This is a genomic window from Bacillus sp. FSL L8-0199, assembly GCF_038005705.1.
GTDB lineage: Bacteria > Bacillota > Bacilli > Bacillales > Bacillaceae_G > Bacillus_A > Bacillus_A cereus.
This window is the reverse complement of the sequence record NZ_JBBOTS010000005.1, coordinates 1-18,788: the sequence shown is the minus strand read 5'-3', so window position 1 is coordinate 18,788 and position 18,788 is coordinate 1. Positions and strand designations below refer to the sequence as shown.

Below are 18,788 nucleotides of genomic sequence, written 5' to 3'. Positions count from 1 at the left end.
GCATTTATTGGAGGTAATGAAACATGAGAGAGACTATTATTTTTCATGATTTTATTTTCGTTGATTGTGGGCGTCAAAAGCCATATGAGCAAGGAAATAGATGTATTGATTGGAAGGCTGTATTTCAATTTATAGAGGAAAATAAGAATGAAATTGAATCTGTTTCAGCCGGATTAGCTGAAGAATGGTATTCTACTTCAGCTACAATTTACACAAAAGAAGATAGTTATGTAGATCCACATGAAATGGAAGCACATCTATCAAGTGATTGGGCTACACCTTCTATACATGTAGTTTATACAAATAAGATGACACAAAGCTTTGAAGTATGGGAGCTTGGGGAAGAGATCGCTAATCCCTACAATCCTCCAATTTATCAACTATTATATTAAAAGGGGCGTTTATAATGATGAAAAAAATTACACCAGACACACTAGAAGCTATTATTGAACATACTGAGGCAATGCATAAACAAACTGAAGTATTACTAAATGTATCTTTAGAATTAGATCAAGTTTATGCAGAAAACAAACATAAGGATGAATTAATTTCTCAACTTAGCGACGACATCGAAAAAGCTACAGACCAAATAAAAGATTTAAAAACAAAATTAGCTGAAGAACAAGACGATAATAACGAAAAAGAAGAAGATATACAAAATCTGAAATCAAATATCGAAAATCTTCTTCATGACATAAAAGAGCGTGATGAAACTATTGCTAAGCTAACTGGCAAGAATGACGATATTCTAGAACTAGATAAATTTGCTCATAATAATAAATTTACTGTTATTAAATCTAGTGATTTAGTTGAATTTTTATCTACTAATGAACAAAAAGTGTTAGCTGGAATGTTAGATACAATTGCAGAAGGACGTGAAGCTTCTGGAAGGCAGGCACATAATCAGTATCTTGTAATTAATGTAGATGAATCATACGCTCATCAAGTTGCACATATTATGAAATCTTATAGTCACTATGATTGCGATTAATTAAAACTATAAAATAACAAATAAAGAGAATAAGGAGAATCATACAATGACAGATTTACAATTTTTAAATTTACCTAAACCAAAACCAATATCAAATAAGCCTGATTGCAATAGGATGGTAGCGGAAAAACTAGGGACTACTACTCGTGGTTGTAACTGTCAAAGTATGATATTGATCCTTATTCAGAATGGTGAAATTAAAACGTGGGAGAATATTACTGCTACACCTTGCCATTTAATAGAAATGAAGATAGGTAAAACTGAAGATGAATATACTTCTTACATTAAAGATGGTGAGGGCATATATGCTCCTGAAAGAAAAGGGACATCCTATACTTTTGATATAAATGGTGATTTTAAAGAATTCGGGGAACCAGCTCGCTATATTGAGACAATTAAACTTGGTGATAAATATTTTACAAAGCAAGTTTGTGATGCATTCGATGAAGTCACTTGGGAATTTTTCGAAGACTATAATTGTCCTGATGAATTAAAAGAATTACCTACTGGCATTTATCGTTTGCTAATTGAACATGCGTGTTTTAATTCTTGGTCACCTGATTGTGGTTATGAAGGGGATGGAGATGTAGATTATAAACTTTATACTGATATTCCTCTTCATTATTATTGGAAATATAAAGAAGAGTTAGTTGCTGAAGCTGAGTCTGAAGCAGAAGAATTAGCAGCAAGATATATTTATTTACAAGAGATCAATAATCTAAATTACTAGGAGATGGATCAGATGGACCAAAAATATAAATTATTTAACAAGGCAACAAATGCACTAATCATGGAAAACAATGAAGAAACAATACGTGAAAAAGTAGAAGAAATGCTAGAAGATAAAGTTGGTCTTATTATTATGCTCGAACAAACTACTGAAGAGGATAATGTAAATCCATTACTTATTTACTTACATAGTGATAATTACGACCATCTAAGTGATGAAGAACTCGAAGGTTTAGCAAATAATTCTATTGATTTGGAAGGTACAATGCTAGAACAACATGAAGGAATTTGTCAGTATCTTGACATCTATGTGGTGGCAGCGTAATGGTTATGAAGCAAATATCTGATTGTATAGATCGTGCGTTAAAAGGATTACCTCCATTAGAGAGTAAAAAGTGGAAAGCTTATTTACAGTGGAACGAAGAACATAGGACTCATTATATCTGTCTCTATCACTATCAACATCTCGTTTTAATTTATGATACTGTGAAGAAAAGTATTTTACATCAGTGGTGGGAAAAACCAGCTGATAAAAGAGGTCTGGATAGTGCGAAAGAGTATATAGAAGAAAAAGAGAGAATTTGCTTAAAAGAGAAGAAGCCTCTTATTCAAATAGGGAATAAGTAGATTATTCTTGAGTTATTCAAACAAAACCTGTTATTATTGTAATGTATTACACCCCCCCTCCGGGGGATGTTTTTGTATAACTAAGGAGGAATTCATATGACAACAGCTACTCAAGATGAAGTCAATATCAATCAAATTGATGAACAAATTGAACAAGAACTAAAAACAACACTGACTTTGGCAATACAAACAGATTCATTAAAAGCAGCCGTAGGAAAAGTTGAAAAAGCAATTTCTAAAAGAACTACAATTGAGATTTTTACATATATTTACATTGATATTCAGCCTGATTTATTAACATTCCGTGGAGTGAATGGAGACTATATTGAAGAAGCTACTATTAAACAAAATGAAGATCAATCTAACTTTAAAATTACAGCTGGAAATGGTGGTTCAGTTTGCTTCCCTGGAGCAAAATTTGTGGATATCGTTAAAAAGCTACAACATAAGGATACTGCAATTAAAATTGAAGAATATAAAGCAGTTATTAAGTCTGGGCGACCTAAGTTTAGTATTAATGGCGTAAGTGGTGATGAGTTCCCAGCTATGCCTGATATTGATCCGGCTACATCTGTATCTATTTCGTTACATAGTGATATTTTAAGCACCATGTATAATAAAACGATGTATGCTGCTTCTGCTAGTGAGACACGTCCAATTTTAACTGGTGTAGAACATAAAATTCTTGATAATAATTTCAAATGCGTAGCGACAGACTCTCATCGTTTAGCTCAATATGTTCATGAGATGGATGAAGAAAATTTACCTGATTTTAATGCAGTTGTTCCAGCTTCAGTTTTAAAGGAAGTGAAGAAACACTTAGATGCTTATTCTGGTGAAGTGCTTTTACATTTATCGGATTCACAATTAATCTATGAATTTTTTGATGTGCGTCTTTCAACACGTCTACTCGATGGCAACTACCCAGCAACAGAGCGCCTTATTTTTAAAGAAGCCAATATTGGTGTAACTTTTATTGCTGGTCCATTAAAAGAAATGCTTACAAGAGCTACAGTAATGAATGAAGATAAACCTATTCGCATTAAAATTAAGCCTGAATTAAATCAATGTCGTATTTCTACTCTTGAAAATCAAATTGGTGCATTTCAAGAAGATATTACAACACTAAAAGGAGAAGGCCCTGATATAGAATTATGCGTAAACGTACGATATCTTCAAGATGCATTATCTAAGTACGGCGCTGATGATTATGTTCATTTTGAATTTCTTGAAGCATTAAGACCGTTTAAATTACGATTATTAGATGGTAATCCAGATTGCCTTGAAATCGTTTTACCAGTTCGTACATTTGATAGCACTAATACAACAGATGAAGTTGTTATCGAAAACTTCCAAGATGCTATGGCTGTACAAGAATTTAATCCGTTTGAGGATGATTTTAATAATATTGAGTAATACATTTCATTAAAATAATATGTAATACACCAAAGGAGATGTTTATTATGTCATTAATGATGAAAGAACCTACATATAGAAACAAGTCTGTGGTATGTAGTTGCGGAAATAAGATAGAAACCTATTTTGAAGATGCTATTTCTGATGCCCTGCATGAATCTAATTCATTTGAAGATGAACTTAAAGAAAGTGAAACTGTCGTTTGTAATCGTTGTGGTACAAAGCATGAATTAACTCTAAAAGTAGAAAAAACGATTATTGTTACGTATGCATCTGTAACACCTATTGGAATGGCATACATGGACATAAATAATGAAATCTACGCAGCAGACAAGCTAGGAGATTTATTAACTGGCGATGAAGCGCCTTTACTTGATGGCCGCTATGTAAACATGCCATATGAATATCACATTAAAGACGGAAAGATTGAGCATATTTACAATGTACTAATTGATGAAAACCAATTAAATCTATTCGAGGAGGCAAATCTATGAGTATGGAACATATATCAAAATCAATTTTTATTACAAATACGTTCGCACAAGCACACCCAGAAGAACATATTCGTCTATGGGCACAATTTGAAAAAGAGGTACCTTATTCAAAGAGATCTGGAACATATGGTGCAGACAATTTAGCTTATGTCAGCTGGTTAAAAAAGCAACAAAATCCTGTTGTGAAGCAATTCTTAACAACAAATATCACGCAATCCTCGTTTTGATGAATACCTTTAAACATACTTTCACCCATTTATCTCATGGATACATTTTATTATAGAAATCTATGAGATAAATGCCATAAGTAAACATCGTACAATGATATATTACTATATGTTTCTCTTAACATATGATTGTATGAAAATAATTATTAGCAGGGGGCTTATTTAACATGAAAGAATTATCACTACAGGAACAACTTATAATGGATCAATCTATTCTTATTGCAGCTTCTAAATATGCAATGAAGATATCAGGATTTAAGGAGCAACTTGAACAAATTAAGCCTGAATTAAATGAAGATATGAAATTAGAGAAACGTTATGATATTGAGAGCCAATGGTTCGTTCAAAAGGAGATTATTATGTTAGCTCGTTCTGTAACTCATGATGATGAACTAGCAACATATGAAACGCTTAATGATGATATGCTCTCTTTTAAAGATGAAGTAAATAATAACTTAGATAAACCTTACTATTTCTATTACAAAGATGGAATGATGTATCTTGCTCGTTTAGTAGAAGAGGAATCTAATAATAAAGAAAAAGAATTAGTGGAGGTGTGATAGTAATGGAAATCACAGAACATTATCCATTTCAAGAAGATGTTTATAAGCAACTACAAGATATTGCAGCGAATGGGGAATATATGGCTATTGGCATGCCTTCTAGATTTGGTACTATCATAAGCTTAGAACCAGTTAATCTAAAAGGAGAAAAATACATTGAGACAATCATTCAAGTGAACGATTAGAAGGACGGTGGAATTTTGCACATTTCAGAAGCTATTAAAACAATCACCGATAATAAGAAATGCTACGCTACAAATGGAACAGTAAGCATTTTCTGCAACAGCTTTGGGGCTATCCAAACAAGAGAAAGAATATCACAATTAAAACTATCACCTCATGTAATGAAGAGTGATTGGAAAATTATTAATGAACCCTGGTATAAAGAAGAGCAACGAAAACATCCTGAAAACGAAGGAGATTCTACCAATGATTAGAGAATATTTTTGTCCACATTGTGGTTTGTTTTTTTGGCATGAATTATATACAGAGGTTGATGGCATACCATATCGAAATCATGTTACTTGTCTAAATGCAGAGTGTGAACTACATAAAAGTCCTGAACTGGGAATGATATTTGCGGTTGATTCAATGGGATTTTTCTATTATGCAGAGGAACATAAAGAGCGAATTAATCAAATAAAATGGTCATCTTCTAAATTCTCTCCACCTGCAGCAATAGAAGTTTATAAAAAACAAGGAATGACAATTAAAGAACAAAAAGGAGACGAGTAGATAATGGGATTACCAACATTTCAAATGGAACAAGATTCTCAGGGTGGACTTACCCTAACATATACTACAAGTTCTGGTAGATCATCCTCTACATATTTTAATGCACCGCCTAGCAGTATTGATCATGTTTGTATTGATTACATGAAAGGACGTTTTAATAATATAAAAACATGGAGTCAGGTTGATTTTATTAAGCAGCAATATAAAAAAGAATATACTCGCATTCAAGCAGAAAATGTTCTTAATAGAGTAAAAGAATTCATGATAACAAATAAAATAACTTGTGAAGAAACAATTCATCAAAGTGATAGAGTTATTGAAAATGCTTATGGATTTATTGAAGATTTATATAATCTAGTAGAGGATTCACTTCCTTCTGAAGAATAAATTGACGAGGTGAATAATAGATGGAAGGTTATAAAATAACAACTCTTGATGCAATGGGATATAGCTATGGGGATAAATACTTTTTAGATTACAAGAAGGCTGAAAGTGAATTTTATGAGCGATTAGGTGCAATCATACAAGATCGAGAAGAACTAGCACAACCAGAGGATATTGATGGTCAGTCTCCATGGAAAATACAAAATGAAGTAGATAAGGAACAAATCATTAAAAGAGCTTATTGTCTATTATGGGAAGAAACATGTGGATTTGACGGATGCGAATCTTATATTACCAGCGAGGAAATTATATTTAAAAAGATAGAAATAAACTAATGGAAATCCTTATTTAATAGAAAGAGGTATGAGAAATGGTTAAATTAACACCTTTTATGTATGCTCGACATTATGATCCAGATAAACCTTATCTAGTGTATTCCGTTAATTGCGATAAGCCAGAGACAACTAGTGGATATATGCAAGGGTACTGGGAGTGTACTCATTGCGGAGAAGGTAGTCAATTCAGGTTTTATGACGATACCTATTGGCCTAAATACGAAGCGAAGTGTCCGAAATGCAACAAAGAGTTTATTGCAATTGATGATACTGACTATGATGACTAATTTATAAGAAAAGGATTATTTGGCCGTAAAGGTAGGTGATGAAAGATGATGGGATTTAATCCATTTCATGAATGGTGGAAGAGAGACGGTTATGTTTCATGGGCAGCATACTTGATAGGAATGCCTATTATAACAATAGTGATTGTAATAGCATGGATAGTTATTGTAGTTGGTGGACCAATTTTAGGGTTAATTGACTGGGTAAAAAATAAAATAGTTATTTTGTATAAAAGTGGAGGGAGCAAAATGAACAATCCTGAAGGTTTATCATTTGGTCAGATGTTAGATGAAATAAAAGAAGGTGATAAAGCAGAGTGCTTGGATTTTAGATATGATTCAATATGTTGTATTGACAATGAAGTATTGGTTTGGGAACTAAGTGAAGAAGTAGTTCGGTTAAACGGTGATTTCTTTAGAATGAAGTGGAAAATTTTAAAAGGTGCATCAGAATTATAAAAAGAAACTGGAGGAAGAAGGATGAATTGCAAAGACTGCGGAAAGCCAAACGAAGCAATGGTGATTATCAGTAATTGTCATACATGGACTTGTGGTGAGTGTTCTGAAAAACAGGAAAAAGCAAAAAAATTTAAATATGAATTTGTTGTTCGTGATTTCGACTTAAGAAGTGCAAGTGTTTTCTTAGATTTTGACGAGCCTTTAACAGAATCTAAAATTGATAAGATTATTGATTCATATATTGGTGTCAATGGAATAGCGGTATGTGGCTTTGTGGGGTTAGTAGAAAACTAAATTGAATCATGATTACGGGAGATTAGAGGTGAAATGAACTTGCAACTGTTAAATCTAATTTTAAAATTTCCTTTTAGATTGATATGTAAAAAGAAAGGTCATATTCTTCAAAATAGTAATGGTTATTTTGGAATCTTCGCACCTAAGTACACCTGGCACTGTACAAGATGTGGAATTAGGAGTAAGGGAGATTATGATAGTTTAAAGAAAAAAGGAATGCTGTATAAACCAAAAGATTAAATAAAATTATCATATAAAAAATGAGGTACTGATATGACAACTACAGAATGGATCTTATGCGGAATCATCGTGTATCTGTTAATTGGATTTATAATATGGATTTGGTCAGTATGTACAGATCGTTGGGGAGGATTTCTCTTATATCCAGTGTTTGCTTTATTAATAATAGTTGGTTGGCTGCCATTAACAATAAGAAATGTAATTGAATTAATTTCAGAAAAATACAAGAAGCAGAAGGGAAGAGTTTGATGGAAAAAGATATTAAAAAATTAATAGATTTAATATGTTCTAATGCTACCGATGACGAAATCATTGGTGAAGTTATTGCATTCTTGCAACGAGATGATGTTGAATATGGGTATAAAGTTGACTTATTAGCTAAATTAGCAAGTACAGCAGATCACAATTACTTTGTAGATGCACAAAATAAATTAGATGCACTTAATTTTAGTTGAGGGTCCATCAAATGAAAAAGACTTCTAAAATTCAAAGGTTTATATGTAAGAACTTTAAAGGTCACATTTGGAAATTTTCATATGCGACATATCAAGATGGAGAACTTGTAAAAAGACAATGGCATTGTACTAGATGTGGATATGGAAAGGTGAATTACTTTTCATGAAAACTTCTGTAGGCAATATCAAATTAAATCCTAAAATAAAATGTTTTCTTATTGGACATGATTGGAGATTTTGTTTTGAGATAGGTAAACGAAAATGTTTAAGATGTGGTGTACATAAATACTAGTCATTTGAAAAAATGGGGTGCTAAAATGAAAGGTTCAACTAAGTATCAGTTATTAAAAGATGACTTTGATCATGCTACAAATCAATTAAAGTTATATCGTAAGGAAATTGATGATTTAAGAATCTCTTTAAAAAAGTCGGAGGCTCATAACAAAAATTTAGAGAATGAAAATGAAAAGCTTTTATCAGAATTAGCTAAATGCAGAGAGCTGCTATTACCATTAATGGATGGACATAAAGATCAAGATGATTTATTTCTACTAACAGTAAGTAACCCTCATGAGATTTCTTCTTTATGCAAACGTGTAGTAGAAGTATTTTTTAAAAAGGAGTAAACAGTACAGCAAATGGGGATTGACGGTCAATTATCAATATTTGATATAGATGCTACAAAAGAGCAGCTCTACAACGTCTTAAGGATGAACAAATGCAAGTATATTATCCAAAATTACTATTTATATAAAGACTATCATGGCTTAGTTAAATACTTTTATATTCGAACAGCAGACAATATTATTATTGATCTATGCTTATCTGATTTCTCTGAGGTATTTGCAGTATATGAGGGATTTACAGATAAACAAATTAAACAGATATACCGTGGAAGATTATAGCTCAATGGTTTATAAAGAAAAAGGTGAAGATATCTTATGTGTATTATTCATAAATGGATGACAATAAAAGATACTGTCAAGCATCATTATAAGGAATGTGAAAAATGCGGTAAAAGAAAGATTAGTACAGTTATTAATTATGGATACCAGCCAAAAGACTTATCCTGGTTAACTAAAAATAATAAATAGATAAGGATGACTATTAATGATTATTGGTAAAAAAGAAACGCTCGAAACTATTGAAGTGTTCCATAATACAAGAGAAGAAATGCTTGAGAATCGAAAACAATTAGTTTCTGAAGGCTGGTCAGATAATATTAGGCAGACTGTTCTTGGTGCAACTTTAGTAGAAATGCATATAGCTGACCAAGAAGAATTTAAACGAAAATACCCTACAGTCACTATTTATGAGCATGGCTCAAGCTACTATACAAATATGCCTTATGTTTTTTGTACTAAGCATGAAAGAAAAGTAGATGCAAAGAATGAAATTCAAAAATAGGAGAGATAACTATCTATGGCTAATTATCAATTTGTAGTTATTTGGTTAAATGAAATGGGCGAGGAGCAAAAAAGATATGCAACTTGTGAAGAAGATCGCAACACAATTATGCAAGGCCTAGCTGATGACGGCTATTCACCAGTTTGGCGCCCAGTTGAATAAATTAAGCAAAAAGACCTTCAAAAACAACTGAAGGTCTTTTTTTCATGAAAGGTGGATGAAGATGAAATCAAAAGAAAAGAGTGCTTATTATGGAATTGAAGATTATTCGAAGGAACAGTTATTTGTTGTACAGCAGCATCTATTTCAATTTGCGGAAGCTATTGGTGGTTTACCAAAAAATCATTTAGAGGTGTTTCATAAAAGAGGATGGTTACTGCCATTCTTATATGCTTATGATGATTTACTTTGGGGAAGATGGAACTATTGGTTTGAAATATTAGAAAAGGAAACTATTGAAGGATCCGGTCCAATTCCTCAAATAGAATGGGTAATGCCAGGGAATTCAGGATTTGAATTCACTAAAAAGATGCTTATGAAATGCGTAGATCATTATGATTCTAGAATTGACTCATTTGCTCATTGGCTTCACTGGGGATTAGCATTAACAGATGAGCCGTTAAACATATCAGAAAAACTAAATCAGCATTACTATGAAAATTTCGATATGTTTTTAATGCAAAAATATCCTTCCGATTATATGTCCCATGTTTTATGTGAGCAAACAGGCAAAGGTTATAAAGATGGATTAGGATATTTTCCAACACCATACCAAGTATCTATCATGATGACACAAATAGCATATACAGATGCAGATAATCCTATAATGGCAGAAAAGTATAAAAAGCAAACTATTAATGATCCTTGTGTTGGATGTGGATCTACATTTTTACCCGCATCCAATTATTCATTAAGAGGTGCCGCTTGTGATGTTAGTAAAATTGCTATCGATTTAGTAAAAATACAAAGCAGGATATACGCACCATGGTTTTCTATGCACCCAGAACATATAAAAGGATTTGATAAGGAAGACATATTTGAATTACGTCCTTCTGAAGAAAAGAAGAGTATGGAAGGTCAATTACAATTAGTGTTCTAATATAGAAGGAGGATTCCATATGAGCCATACGCAAGAAACAATAAAACAATTAGAAGCAGCAGCTCTTAAAGGGTTATTTTTAAAAAAGCCAATTACTGATTTCCTCACAACAGGAAATACACACATTATAATTCCAGGGTATACAATCGGCATTATGCTGGCATTAGAAATAGAACATCCTCTTGAGGGCGATACTTTTCAAATAAAAGCACAGCATCTAAAAACAAAAGAAATAACTACTATTACTGTCCCATGTTCAGTTAACATATATGAGGTTATTGAAGATAATCAAAGAATTGTTCATTTAAAGGACATTGCTAAAGGAGATATTATTAGCCGCTGTCTGGACGGCTCTAATTATGTAAAAATTACATACCTAAAGAACTATAATGATAATCGTAAAATTGAATATAAAATTAGTAACTTAGAAACGGGAGATACAAGGTATTATGCTTTTATGGAACCAGAAGAACCGGTGTGGTTATTCAATCCATCAATAGCTATGAACACTTCCAGCCAAAAGTTAGCCATTATCACTGAATACATACAACAAATCAACCTAAGTGAATTATCAGATCACAATAGAAGTGTAATGACCAATATCAAGAGTATCATTTCTTAATTAAGCGAGTTTCTTCCTATTATATAGGAAACTATTTATAGACAAAAAAAGACCCTCTGCAATAGAGGGCCTCTTTTTAGGAAAATCATATATATTCATATGACATATGTTCTGTACTTTCATTATAATAGCTTTTTACAATTTATGCAATCATTAATGTGAGTGAAATAACGTTGAATTATTTCATTAAAGAGGGAGGAGGATAAAATCTCAATCTATAATCTAATTTTTTATTTCATCTCAAAAAGCAAGAATACTTTTTGTTTTGAGATATGAGGTTTTCATAAGAAATACTTTTTATAATAATAGAAAATAGTATATTAGCATTCTTCCATCTTTATGTAAAAATACATAGAATTTCAATTTCATATAAATTTATATTTATACTTAATATCTCATAAATATAAGTAATGTAGTCTTTTTGAGATGGGATTTTCTTACATTTCACAACTGCCGATAAGATTTCTTATGTAAACTAATTAAAAGTAAGTAGGTAAATAAAGCAAAACCCTCCTGATCGGCAGGAAGGCTTGTTTTGCTTTATGCACACTTTATAAGTGAATTTGATTTTATGAACTGAAGTGAATGTCGCATGTTATACCCCTACAACATGAAACTAATCAGAGCGTCCTCTGATGTATCGATACCTCTTTATTATAATAAAAATGCATAAAGATATCAATTAGAATTTAATAACTAAATTCTTATAATTATCAGAAAGAGGAAGCTTCTTTTTAGCTACTATTGTTCTTCTATTTCCAATCTTGCGAAAGATACATTTGTAGTTGATGGTTCACTTGCCGCTTCAATTTTAACTTCCTTAGAATTAGAAATAATATTTAATAGTTTTTCTATGTCCTTCTTTTCACCTTGAATCTTTAAATCTACTTTTGACATACCATATTCCCCCTGTATCCTTAATTTGTAAATCCCCTCTTTTATCTTATTATATCCTCTAAGATCGTGCAATTTATCTGTTTTACTAAATCATACAAAACATTAAATTTATGTAAATCCCCCTTTTTTTATGCTATACTTTTATTGAGTCTATTAATCGTCATTTTTCGGCAGCCCTCAAAAAACATATAACGAGGGCTTTTTTTAATTTAACTGAATTTTCTGTATTTTATTGAGAAATGGTATAAGATGGATTTAGTTTTATCTAATTTCTGTTATGATATTTATTAAGATATATCATATATATATGGGATGAGGAGGATACTATGAACGTTTCAGTTAAGGGGAACGAGAAGATTACACAACTTTTAAATGAATGGTATATAGAAATCCGTGCAAGAAGAATTGGTCAAGCGCATAGACTAAAAGAAGAGATTGATAAAAAGATTAATAACATAGAAGAAGATCAGAATCTACTATTATATTACTCCCTTCTAGACTTCCGCTACCAATACATTGTAGATAACTTAGGTGTCTCTGCAAATAGCTTTGATAAGGTTGAAGCATTTGAGATTCCAACAAACAACTTTTTAACTTACTACTATCATTTCTTTAAAGCCATTCATGCTTCTGGTATTGGTAACTATACAATTGCAAAAGAACATTTCGATAAAGCTGAATCTCTTCTCGAATTGGTTCCAGATGAGATTGAAAAAGCTGAGTTTTACTACAAGCTTGGGGCTTTTCATTATGATATTTATGAATCGCTTAACTCTGTTAAATATGTAACAAAAGCAAAAGAGATTTTTGAAAAGAATGAGAATTATGAGCGAAATGTTGGATTCTGTGAGAACCTTTTAGGAATGGCATGTACCAATTTAAGAGAATGGATATTAGCAGAAGAGCATCTCGTGAAAGCAATGGATATTTTTCAAAAACTTAATGAAGAGAAGTTTATTCTTATGGTTCGTCATAACTTAGGTCTTCTGTACGCTGGACAAAATATGTCTGAGTTGGCTATCAGATATTTATCTGAGGTGTCTGAGAAAAAACCAAACCATTTCAAAGCGATATTCATTGAAGCGAAGGAACGTTATAAGCTAGGAGAGCATGACACAGCAGCAACGTTAATTGCAAGAGGACATCAACTATGTATTGAATTAGGCAACAAAGAGTATTGTCATCATTTTGAGATTTTAAATGCTCTTAATGGAAATGCTCTTGTTGAAGAATTTGAGGGAATTGTTCTAGCAGGAGTTTCATATTTTGAAAAAGAAGAGCTATATGAATACATTCAAGAGTACCAGGAGCAATTAGCAATTCGTTTTTATCAAGAGAACAACGATTCTAAAGCGAGCAAATACTTCTATTCAAGTTCTCAAGCAAGAAAAAAATCTTTTGATAAGGGGGCATTAAAATGAAGAAAGCAATATCAAGTTTAATTGGGATTATTACAGTTTTGACTTTGACGTTGGGTGTTCAATCACCTGAGGTGGAACAGAAAGCTCCTGATATCGTTCAATACGCACATGGAGATCATGGTGGTTGATATCCTATTTTAATGTACACTGAATAATTACTAATTCAAAGGGAAGAGTCATTTCTTCCCTTTTTATATTGTTTGAACTTGTATATGCTATCATTTCTTCTTAGTGAAAAATATTCCTATGCATAGATTTTAATAATTCGTTATAGTGATCACATTCTTTTTCAGTAAGATCACTCATTGTTAATTCCTTCACAGAGCCATCTATGTAAATACCTACCGGTATGTAGTTTTTGTTTTTTTCTTTGATTCCAATTGCAATTCTAATCATGTAATCCTCCTGTTTGAACTTGAACATAGTAAATTTGAATACTCCATTTTTCGAATATTCATTTCCTTAACAAAGTAAAACTCATAAACTCTAGGCGCACACCCTTATGAATTTTACCTCATCATCTACTTGTACTTAACTCATTATCGTTACTCATTGTCTGAAATAATTTCTGCATCATATGTAGTTAAAATTGTTTCAATTCTTTCTAAGCTGCTTTCTAAAATTTGTCCTACCATGATTAGTTGTTGAGTGGTTTGAGATAAAGTAGACATGTAAAAAATTCCCCTTTCGAAAATCGAACTGATGTTCTTATCTGCATTTATTATAATTGAATATCCTTATTTAGTCAATTCAATTACCAAATTCATTATAACAGTATGAAGAATTATCCAACAATATATAATATTATACAAATATAGTAATTTTTTACTTTCGATAAGTGAATATGATTACATAATTAACTAATTAAGAGCTACATTTACATGCAAAAAAGAGCCAATTTTGGCTCTTTTTATCGTTCTTTTCTTCTAATTCTTTTAAGCATTGATGCTATTAAAACTCCTACAATAGCAATAATCACAATAGACATTATTGCACCTGTAAAACTGAAATTAGAAAGCAAGCTTATTCACCTACCTTCATTTTATGTCTTAGTACGTAGAAATAGTGAAAGTTCCGTAATTATTCGTTACTTTTGCTTGCGCATATTTACTAGTATATGCAACAACTGCTGAATAACCACCACTTATATCTGAGTATAAATAGTTTTGGTTCGTATTAGAATCACTTAATGTGTTGCTATACACTCGTCCAACCCCACCTTGTCCTACAGCACCGTATGCATTAATTGTAACAGAGTTTACTATCTTTTTTGCACTACCACTATTTACCTTAGTTGAGAAATATGCTCCGTATGTGTGATTAACAACATTAATTTCATCCCATACGTAACCATTCATAGTCGCAGAGATACCAGATCCCCCGCCACTTTTATTAAAGTATTGAGAATTCCTAGCAAGAGTAGCTGCCTCTGTTTCTCCAAACACAGGTGATTTTGCGTATGTTCTTACAAAATCAGCATCTTCTTTTGAGAATTCAACATTGTAAGGATATTTCTTATTAATCTCTTCAAACTTGTCGATAATTTGATCTTTTGTTAGCACGGGAGCTTTAGCTTGTGTTGTATCTGCACTGGCACTTGGCGATATTACACCAAATGAAACAACTCCTAAAGCTAGAGCAAGTGAAGATACTCCTAGTTTTCTTAATACATTTTTCATAATCTCTCCATCTCCTTTTAAAGTAATAATAGGTTCTATTACATAATACAATTTACTGATAGTATTTGGAATATTTTGTAGATAAGTGGAATATTATGATGATTTGGGAATCCTTGGTGGTATCTGTTTTTGTGTAAGATAATTTCTTAGGTAACTATTACTCTCTTATATTTATTAATAATAAAAAGATATGATTAAGTTCTTTTTAATTCGGTATCAAATTTTGATGGGGGGTGCACCAGATTTTGATGGGCGATTTTTCACATATCAAAATTTGATAGGCGATTTTTTGGGGATAAATCTATTTTGCTGTTGATAAACAATAAAAACTTGTATTAATTTTAGGGTATCAAAATTTGATAGGCGAGGGTGTCAAATTTTGATAGGCGAGTTGTAAAAAAATGGATTGTCGGGTATCAAATTCTGATAGGCGGCGTATCAAATCTTGATGGGCGAGGGTATCAGAATTTGATGGGCGGAGAATACTAGGGTCATCCATTAAATGTAAGCAAGACAAATATTCTGACAAAAGTTGTTTTCTGACAACATAAGTTGTATAATGAGTGTGTAGAGATTAACTATCTCACATCAATGGTTTTAACTACTTAAATTAGTGCATAATAATAAAAGACGAGATGCTGGTAACATCCCGTCCGATATGTAACTGCTGCCGCTAGGTGGTAGGTTGCAAAAATTTTATTTTCTTTTTGAACCACCTTTATTACGTTTGGCTGACGTGGAGGTGGTTCTTTTACGTTTATTACTGCCTTTTACAAGCTTATTTGCATAAGCAGTTGCAAAAGTTGTTATGAATACTGTTACGAATAACTTCGTAGCATCCTGCAATAATTGTTGTAAAAAATCCATATCGGTTACACCTCCTTTCCCTCTTGAAATCAGAGAAAGAAAGGATACAACCTCCCACCACACGCCTTCAGTTACTAATTCTATTATACCACATTAAAATACAAGAGGTATGAAAAATCAGATTATTCTTGGATGCTATTTATTGACTCCATTGGTCGATGATTAAATTGCAATCCGTATCCTGCTTCATGTAAATGATCTTGTACTAGGGCATAAAACTCTTTACCGTATTCATTACGTTCATGTAGCGCATACACTTGGATTACAAATTTATTCTTTCCAATTGTTTTAGGTGTTGTTTCATATATCTCTCCACTTTCAATAAATGCTAGATATCTATTTATCTTTTCTTGTAAAAGTAATGCGTGTTCATGTTCTTCTTCCCAATCCAATGCATCAAAAATAGTTAAATATACTATATCTTCGTTTTCATTATCTAGAGAAATTAAATCTACTTGATCTACGTCATGTAGTGCCATATAAAAACCTCCTAGTCATTTTTTCGTATCACTGTAACTTTAGTTGGTGGGATCTCTTCAAGATATTCAAAAGGTGGCTTACTTCTGCTTCTAACAATTGCGCCACTCTCTTCAATTTCAGGGAATGCTTTTTTCTGATTTTTTGTAAGAGGTGCAGTTGGTGAAGATTTTAATTCAATCAAATCTATTTTACCATCTATACCTTTCCCTGCTATATCTAAACGTGTTCGAACCCCTGATTTTGTCATAATCGTAACTTGATTATTTAATTCCGATTGTACTTTTTCTTTCCGTATAATTGCTTCCATTTCTTTTTCAAAGACATCTCCAGCCTTTGAGTTTTTTGCTAGTGTTTCTCGCCTCTTTTCTAGTTGTGCTGCGGCATCTAAAGCATTTGCAACTTTTTTTCCTGATTTCAGTATTTTAACGCCTTTTCCGATAGGTGTAATACCAGCTACTACCATTACTCCAGCTAAACTACGCTCCCACCATGAAAGTTTTTTACCTGTATCAGGATCGACCCCCTCAAAGACACGTCTTACATCATATTCTCCGGTTAACTCTCCTGCTAAATCTCTAGTTAGTTTTCCCATATTAGTTTCTTCATTTTGAGCTGAAGAATTGCTGGTGTTCACATCGCTATTTTCAACCAAATTGCCTCCATAGAGTTGATCTGCATTTCGAAATTTATCAGCAGCATGTGTGAGTTGATCTGCAATATTATCTAATATTTGGAGAACAGAAAACATTTTTGGTTTACTATCATTAAACATTTGATAAAAACGATCACTTGTTGCACCACTCCATTGAGAAGCGATATATTCAGTTTGATTGCATAAATCTTTATGTATGTATTCTAGGCTGTTTCTGGTATTTTGTACTGTTTTAGCTGCCTGTTCTAATCGTTCAGGCGTAACCTTTATTTGAGTCATACCATCCCTTCTTTTCCTAGTATTTACAATCAAATTATATCATAGAAATATTCTATGTATTTCTAAAATTTAAAAGGGATGGGTTTGAGTAATAAAAAAAAGAAGAGTGAAATCTCACTCTTCTCCTGGCTGTACTTCTTCTACTTCCATGTAATCAAAAACAAGTGTATGGATATCCTCATCAAAATGCGTACATTCTTGTAAGGATTCAATAATTAAATCTTTGTAATGTGATGCTAACCAGTCTGCAGTAAACTTAGTTCGACTGTATATACAGAAATGGCTTCCATTTTGAAGGAATATACTTCCTTTAAACCACGTTTCAAATGATGGCTTAGAAACATTTTTTGTATGTTGAATAGTGTCTAATACCTTCATCCAAATATCAATATCTTTTTCAGAACGTGATTTTCTAATTTCTCTTGTCTTTAGGAATTCAGTCTTCTGAATATGCATTGGAGATACAGGTTTCTTTCTTAGCTCTCCACTCTCTGTTAGATCATCATAGATTTGAGAGTAATCCGTCTCTTCATTGAACTCAGGAATCTCTTCAAAGTTTTCTACTAATCTATTCATGAATTTTTCATGGTGCTCTTTTAGGTTCTCAGGCAACTTATTAATCAGGTCTTGTGATAAGAAAGGAACTTTCTTTCTTACTTTATAAAGTGGACTTTCATCCATTCTGTTGTTTTTCTGACTTTGCACTAAAAATTTATAAACAAACCCATAGTCTTCAAGTATTTTCAAATACTTCTTAACTGTATTTGCGCTTTTCCCCATTTTTTGTGCCAATAATGGCAAGTCAGGGAAGCACCAGTTTTTATCACCATAGCAATGACGTAGTAAGTGTCCGTATAATGCTAATCCTTCTGCTTGTATGTAATGCCCCCAAAAATCATACACATATTCATGAATCATTACAATATGACCATGCATATATGGTAATGGTTGGCCAAGGCGATCTAAGTTGAATTTACGAACATCGTCCTCTGTAAAATATACCCGATCCAATATCGGTGTAAAGTATGTTTGCGGTTGACCTTTTACAACCCTTACCTTCTCTTCTACTCTACCAGTGTCTATATTTCGGTAGTAAAGCAGATTTCCGGTTCGACCTTTCAAGTTGAGCTTTTGCTCTTGAAAATCACTCAC

35 protein-coding genes are annotated in these 18,788 nt (G+C 32.3%); 27 read left to right on the top strand and 8 right to left on the bottom strand.

Going from position 1 to position 18,788, the window contains the following annotated elements; genetic code table 11:
* Nucleotides 1-23 precede the first annotated feature (23 nt).
* The 25 genes from NST86_RS33220 to NST86_RS33100 all read left to right on the top strand — a co-directional run bounded on the left by NST86_RS33220 (nucleotide 24) and on the right by NST86_RS33100 (nucleotide 11,361).
* Nucleotides 24-392, top strand: a complete 369-nt coding sequence (locus NST86_RS33220) for a hypothetical protein (RefSeq protein ID WP_340935470.1) — start codon at nucleotides 24-26, stop codon at nucleotides 390-392.
* A gap of 14 nt (nucleotides 393-406) precedes the next feature.
* On the top strand, nucleotides 407-991 hold the full coding sequence (locus NST86_RS33215) for a hypothetical protein (RefSeq protein WP_340935469.1): 585 nt from the start codon (nucleotides 407-409) through the stop codon (nucleotides 989-991).
* Between the two features lie 46 nt (nucleotides 992-1,037).
* Nucleotides 1,038-1,721 (top strand): hypothetical protein, encoded by a 684-nt coding sequence (locus NST86_RS33210; protein WP_340935467.1) that lies wholly within the window; start codon nucleotides 1,038-1,040, stop codon nucleotides 1,719-1,721.
* Between the two features lie 12 nt (nucleotides 1,722-1,733).
* Nucleotides 1,734-2,045, top strand: coding sequence for a hypothetical protein (locus tag NST86_RS33205; RefSeq protein WP_098205320.1), 312 nt, complete (start codon nucleotides 1,734-1,736; stop codon nucleotides 2,043-2,045).
* Entirely contained in the window at nucleotides 2,045-2,347 is a 303-nt protein-coding gene (locus NST86_RS33200) for a hypothetical protein (RefSeq protein ID WP_340935465.1), read from the top strand. The genes NST86_RS33205 and NST86_RS33200 overlap by 1 nt, the downstream gene beginning before the upstream one ends.
* A gap of 96 nt (nucleotides 2,348-2,443) precedes the next feature.
* Nucleotides 2,444-3,763: a DNA polymerase III subunit beta gene (gene dnaN / locus NST86_RS33195; protein WP_340935464.1), complete on the top strand. Its 1,320-nt coding sequence runs from the start codon at nucleotides 2,444-2,446 to the stop codon at nucleotides 3,761-3,763.
* Nucleotides 3,764-3,810: 47 nt separating this feature from the next.
* Nucleotides 3,811-4,257, top strand: a complete 447-nt coding sequence (locus tag NST86_RS33190; protein WP_340935463.1) for a hypothetical protein — start codon at nucleotides 3,811-3,813, stop codon at nucleotides 4,255-4,257.
* Nucleotides 4,254-4,484, top strand: a complete 231-nt coding sequence (locus NST86_RS33185) for a hypothetical protein (protein WP_098205316.1) — start codon at nucleotides 4,254-4,256, stop codon at nucleotides 4,482-4,484. The genes NST86_RS33190 and NST86_RS33185 overlap by 4 nt, the downstream gene beginning before the upstream one ends.
* A 167-nt stretch (nucleotides 4,485-4,651) precedes the next feature.
* Complete coding sequence (locus NST86_RS33180; RefSeq protein ID WP_098205315.1) at nucleotides 4,652-5,044, top strand: hypothetical protein; 393 nt, start codon at nucleotides 4,652-4,654, stop codon at nucleotides 5,042-5,044.
* Between the two features lie 5 nt (nucleotides 5,045-5,049).
* The gene (locus tag NST86_RS33175) at nucleotides 5,050-5,232 is read left to right on the top strand and encodes a hypothetical protein (protein WP_309567901.1); all 183 of its coding nucleotides are present in this window, start codon (nucleotides 5,050-5,052) and stop codon (nucleotides 5,230-5,232) included.
* 15 nt (nucleotides 5,233-5,247) lie between these two features.
* A complete protein-coding gene (locus tag NST86_RS33170) occupies nucleotides 5,248-5,484 on the top strand; it encodes a hypothetical protein (RefSeq protein ID WP_016084724.1) in 237 nt (78 codons plus the stop codon).
* Nucleotides 5,477-5,782, top strand: a complete 306-nt coding sequence (locus NST86_RS33165; protein ID WP_340935460.1) for a hypothetical protein — start codon at nucleotides 5,477-5,479, stop codon at nucleotides 5,780-5,782. The genes NST86_RS33170 and NST86_RS33165 overlap by 8 nt, the downstream gene beginning before the upstream one ends.
* A gap of 3 nt (nucleotides 5,783-5,785) precedes the next feature.
* Nucleotides 5,786-6,169, top strand: a complete 384-nt coding sequence (locus tag NST86_RS33160; RefSeq protein WP_340935459.1) for a hypothetical protein — start codon at nucleotides 5,786-5,788, stop codon at nucleotides 6,167-6,169.
* Between the two features lie 20 nt (nucleotides 6,170-6,189).
* Nucleotides 6,190-6,501: a hypothetical protein gene (locus NST86_RS33155; RefSeq protein ID WP_340935457.1), complete on the top strand. Its 312-nt coding sequence runs from the start codon at nucleotides 6,190-6,192 to the stop codon at nucleotides 6,499-6,501.
* Nucleotides 6,502-6,536: 35 nt separating this feature from the next.
* Entirely contained in the window at nucleotides 6,537-6,788 is a 252-nt protein-coding gene (locus NST86_RS33150; protein ID WP_340935456.1) for a hypothetical protein, read from the top strand.
* Nucleotides 6,789-6,833: 45 nt separating this feature from the next.
* The gene (locus tag NST86_RS33145) at nucleotides 6,834-7,244 is read left to right on the top strand and encodes a hypothetical protein (RefSeq protein ID WP_340935455.1); all 411 of its coding nucleotides are present in this window, start codon (nucleotides 6,834-6,836) and stop codon (nucleotides 7,242-7,244) included.
* 21 nt (nucleotides 7,245-7,265) lie between these two features.
* On the top strand, nucleotides 7,266-7,538 hold the full coding sequence (locus NST86_RS33140) for a hypothetical protein (protein ID WP_340935453.1): 273 nt from the start codon (nucleotides 7,266-7,268) through the stop codon (nucleotides 7,536-7,538).
* 273 nt (nucleotides 7,539-7,811) lie between these two features.
* Nucleotides 7,812-8,027, top strand: a complete 216-nt coding sequence (locus NST86_RS33135) for a hypothetical protein (protein WP_340935451.1) — start codon at nucleotides 7,812-7,814, stop codon at nucleotides 8,025-8,027.
* Nucleotides 8,024-8,233, top strand: coding sequence for a hypothetical protein (locus NST86_RS33130; protein ID WP_340935450.1), 210 nt, complete (start codon nucleotides 8,024-8,026; stop codon nucleotides 8,231-8,233). Before NST86_RS33135 ends, NST86_RS33130 begins: the two co-directional genes overlap by 4 nt.
* A gap of 317 nt (nucleotides 8,234-8,550) precedes the next feature.
* On the top strand, nucleotides 8,551-8,859 hold the full coding sequence (locus NST86_RS33125; RefSeq protein WP_340935449.1) for a hypothetical protein: 309 nt from the start codon (nucleotides 8,551-8,553) through the stop codon (nucleotides 8,857-8,859).
* 12 nt (nucleotides 8,860-8,871) lie between these two features.
* Nucleotides 8,872-9,138 carry a hypothetical protein gene (locus NST86_RS33120; protein WP_340935448.1) on the top strand — a complete coding sequence of 89 codons (267 nt, stop codon included), beginning with the start codon at nucleotides 8,872-8,874 and terminating at the stop codon, nucleotides 9,136-9,138.
* Nucleotides 9,139-9,343: 205 nt separating this feature from the next.
* On the top strand, nucleotides 9,344-9,640 hold the full coding sequence (locus tag NST86_RS33115) for a hypothetical protein (RefSeq protein WP_340935447.1): 297 nt from the start codon (nucleotides 9,344-9,346) through the stop codon (nucleotides 9,638-9,640).
* A gap of 15 nt (nucleotides 9,641-9,655) precedes the next feature.
* Complete coding sequence (locus NST86_RS33110; protein ID WP_176520973.1) at nucleotides 9,656-9,802, top strand: hypothetical protein; 147 nt, start codon at nucleotides 9,656-9,658, stop codon at nucleotides 9,800-9,802.
* 61 nt (nucleotides 9,803-9,863) lie between these two features.
* The gene (locus NST86_RS33105; RefSeq protein ID WP_340935446.1) at nucleotides 9,864-10,739 is read left to right on the top strand and encodes a hypothetical protein; all 876 of its coding nucleotides are present in this window, start codon (nucleotides 9,864-9,866) and stop codon (nucleotides 10,737-10,739) included.
* A gap of 19 nt (nucleotides 10,740-10,758) precedes the next feature.
* A complete protein-coding gene (locus NST86_RS33100; RefSeq protein WP_340935444.1) occupies nucleotides 10,759-11,361 on the top strand; it encodes a hypothetical protein in 603 nt (200 codons plus the stop codon).
* Nucleotides 11,362-12,102: 741 nt separating this feature from the next.
* Here NST86_RS33100 and NST86_RS33095 read toward each other — a convergent pair.
* Nucleotides 12,103-12,258, bottom strand: a complete 156-nt coding sequence (locus tag NST86_RS33095) for a hypothetical protein (RefSeq protein ID WP_176546211.1) — start codon at nucleotides 12,256-12,258, stop codon at nucleotides 12,103-12,105.
* 326 nt (nucleotides 12,259-12,584) lie between these two features.
* On the opposite strand from NST86_RS33095, the gene NST86_RS33090 reads away from it, so the two are divergent.
* Nucleotides 12,585-13,679: a Rap family tetratricopeptide repeat protein gene (locus NST86_RS33090; RefSeq protein ID WP_340935442.1), complete on the top strand. Its 1,095-nt coding sequence runs from the start codon at nucleotides 12,585-12,587 to the stop codon at nucleotides 13,677-13,679.
* Nucleotides 13,676-13,807 (top strand): Phr family secreted Rap phosphatase inhibitor, encoded by a 132-nt coding sequence (locus NST86_RS33085; RefSeq protein WP_340935440.1) that lies wholly within the window; start codon nucleotides 13,676-13,678, stop codon nucleotides 13,805-13,807. The genes NST86_RS33090 and NST86_RS33085 overlap by 4 nt, the downstream gene beginning before the upstream one ends.
* 100 nt (nucleotides 13,808-13,907) lie before the next feature.
* Here the strand turns inward: NST86_RS33085 and NST86_RS33080 are convergent, their stop codons facing one another.
* From NST86_RS33080 to NST86_RS33050, 7 genes are all read right to left on the bottom strand, one after another.
* The gene (locus NST86_RS33080) at nucleotides 13,908-14,075 is read right to left on the bottom strand and encodes a hypothetical protein (protein WP_176520965.1); all 168 of its coding nucleotides are present in this window, start codon (nucleotides 14,073-14,075) and stop codon (nucleotides 13,908-13,910) included.
* Nucleotides 14,076-14,224: 149 nt separating this feature from the next.
* Complete coding sequence (locus tag NST86_RS33075) at nucleotides 14,225-14,350, bottom strand: hypothetical protein (RefSeq protein WP_257207374.1); 126 nt, start codon at nucleotides 14,348-14,350, stop codon at nucleotides 14,225-14,227.
* A 378-nt stretch (nucleotides 14,351-14,728) separates the two neighbouring features.
* Nucleotides 14,729-15,358: a hypothetical protein gene (locus NST86_RS33070; protein ID WP_340935436.1), complete on the bottom strand. Its 630-nt coding sequence runs from the start codon at nucleotides 15,356-15,358 to the stop codon at nucleotides 14,729-14,731.
* A 696-nt stretch (nucleotides 15,359-16,054) separates the two neighbouring features.
* Nucleotides 16,055-16,225, bottom strand: a complete 171-nt coding sequence (locus NST86_RS33065) for a hypothetical protein (RefSeq protein ID WP_016084748.1) — start codon at nucleotides 16,223-16,225, stop codon at nucleotides 16,055-16,057.
* Nucleotides 16,226-16,347: 122 nt separating this feature from the next.
* Nucleotides 16,348-16,704: a DUF6572 domain-containing protein gene (locus tag NST86_RS33060; protein WP_199669856.1), complete on the bottom strand. Its 357-nt coding sequence runs from the start codon at nucleotides 16,702-16,704 to the stop codon at nucleotides 16,348-16,350.
* Nucleotides 16,705-16,715: 11 nt separating this feature from the next.
* A complete protein-coding gene (locus tag NST86_RS33055) occupies nucleotides 16,716-17,636 on the bottom strand; it encodes a WXG100 family type VII secretion target (RefSeq protein WP_199669857.1) in 921 nt (306 codons plus the stop codon).
* Between the two features lie 114 nt (nucleotides 17,637-17,750).
* A partial coding sequence (locus NST86_RS33050; protein ID WP_340935433.1) for a helix-turn-helix domain-containing protein occupies nucleotides 17,751-18,788 on the bottom strand: 1,038 nt, incomplete at its 5' end.

Bases quoted from the DNA above. Each gene is read 5' to 3' on its own strand.
- NST86_RS33220 (WP_340935470.1), top strand. From the start codon at position 24: ATGAGAGAGACTATTATTTTTCATGATTTTATTTTCGTTGATTGTGGG.
- NST86_RS33215 (WP_340935469.1), top strand. From the start codon at position 407: ATGATGAAAAAAATTACACCAGACACACTAGAAGCTATTATTGAACAT.
- NST86_RS33210 (WP_340935467.1), top strand. From the start codon at position 1,038: ATGACAGATTTACAATTTTTAAATTTACCTAAACCAAAACCAATATCA.
- NST86_RS33205 (WP_098205320.1), top strand. From the start codon at position 1,734: ATGGACCAAAAATATAAATTATTTAACAAGGCAACAAATGCACTAATC.
- NST86_RS33200 (WP_340935465.1), top strand. From the start codon at position 2,045: ATGGTTATGAAGCAAATATCTGATTGTATAGATCGTGCGTTAAAAGGA.
- dnaN (WP_340935464.1), top strand. From the start codon at position 2,444: ATGACAACAGCTACTCAAGATGAAGTCAATATCAATCAAATTGATGAA.
- NST86_RS33190 (WP_340935463.1), top strand. From the start codon at position 3,811: ATGTCATTAATGATGAAAGAACCTACATATAGAAACAAGTCTGTGGTA.
- NST86_RS33185 (WP_098205316.1), top strand. From the start codon at position 4,254: ATGAGTATGGAACATATATCAAAATCAATTTTTATTACAAATACGTTC.
- NST86_RS33180 (WP_098205315.1), top strand. From the start codon at position 4,652: ATGAAAGAATTATCACTACAGGAACAACTTATAATGGATCAATCTATT.
- NST86_RS33175 (WP_309567901.1), top strand. From the start codon at position 5,050: ATGGAAATCACAGAACATTATCCATTTCAAGAAGATGTTTATAAGCAA.
- NST86_RS33165 (WP_340935460.1), top strand. From the start codon at position 5,477: ATGATTAGAGAATATTTTTGTCCACATTGTGGTTTGTTTTTTTGGCAT.
- NST86_RS33160 (WP_340935459.1), top strand. From the start codon at position 5,786: ATGGGATTACCAACATTTCAAATGGAACAAGATTCTCAGGGTGGACTT.
- NST86_RS33155 (WP_340935457.1), top strand. From the start codon at position 6,190: ATGGAAGGTTATAAAATAACAACTCTTGATGCAATGGGATATAGCTAT.
- NST86_RS33150 (WP_340935456.1), top strand. From the start codon at position 6,537: ATGGTTAAATTAACACCTTTTATGTATGCTCGACATTATGATCCAGAT.
- NST86_RS33145 (WP_340935455.1), top strand. From the start codon at position 6,834: ATGATGGGATTTAATCCATTTCATGAATGGTGGAAGAGAGACGGTTAT.
- NST86_RS33140 (WP_340935453.1), top strand. From the start codon at position 7,266: ATGAATTGCAAAGACTGCGGAAAGCCAAACGAAGCAATGGTGATTATC.
- NST86_RS33135 (WP_340935451.1), top strand. From the start codon at position 7,812: ATGACAACTACAGAATGGATCTTATGCGGAATCATCGTGTATCTGTTA.
- NST86_RS33125 (WP_340935449.1), top strand. From the start codon at position 8,551: ATGAAAGGTTCAACTAAGTATCAGTTATTAAAAGATGACTTTGATCAT.
- NST86_RS33120 (WP_340935448.1), top strand. From the start codon at position 8,872: ATGGGGATTGACGGTCAATTATCAATATTTGATATAGATGCTACAAAA.
- NST86_RS33115 (WP_340935447.1), top strand. From the start codon at position 9,344: ATGATTATTGGTAAAAAAGAAACGCTCGAAACTATTGAAGTGTTCCAT.
- NST86_RS33110 (WP_176520973.1), top strand. From the start codon at position 9,656: ATGGCTAATTATCAATTTGTAGTTATTTGGTTAAATGAAATGGGCGAG.
- NST86_RS33105 (WP_340935446.1), top strand. From the start codon at position 9,864: ATGAAATCAAAAGAAAAGAGTGCTTATTATGGAATTGAAGATTATTCG.
- NST86_RS33100 (WP_340935444.1), top strand. From the start codon at position 10,759: ATGAGCCATACGCAAGAAACAATAAAACAATTAGAAGCAGCAGCTCTT.
- NST86_RS33095 (WP_176546211.1), bottom strand. From the start codon at position 12,258: ATGTCAAAAGTAGATTTAAAGATTCAAGGTGAAAAGAAGGACATAGAA.
- NST86_RS33090 (WP_340935442.1), top strand. From the start codon at position 12,585: ATGAACGTTTCAGTTAAGGGGAACGAGAAGATTACACAACTTTTAAAT.
- NST86_RS33085 (WP_340935440.1), top strand. From the start codon at position 13,676: ATGAAGAAAGCAATATCAAGTTTAATTGGGATTATTACAGTTTTGACT.
- NST86_RS33080 (WP_176520965.1), bottom strand. From the start codon at position 14,075: ATGATTAGAATTGCAATTGGAATCAAAGAAAAAAACAAAAACTACATA.
- NST86_RS33075 (WP_257207374.1), bottom strand. From the start codon at position 14,350: ATGTCTACTTTATCTCAAACCACTCAACAACTAATCATGGTAGGACAA.
- NST86_RS33070 (WP_340935436.1), bottom strand. From the start codon at position 15,358: ATGAAAAATGTATTAAGAAAACTAGGAGTATCTTCACTTGCTCTAGCT.
- NST86_RS33065 (WP_016084748.1), bottom strand. From the start codon at position 16,225: ATGGATTTTTTACAACAATTATTGCAGGATGCTACGAAGTTATTCGTA.
- NST86_RS33060 (WP_199669856.1), bottom strand. From the start codon at position 16,704: ATGGCACTACATGACGTAGATCAAGTAGATTTAATTTCTCTAGATAAT.
- NST86_RS33055 (WP_199669857.1), bottom strand. From the start codon at position 17,636: ATGACTCAAATAAAGGTTACGCCTGAACGATTAGAACAGGCAGCTAAA.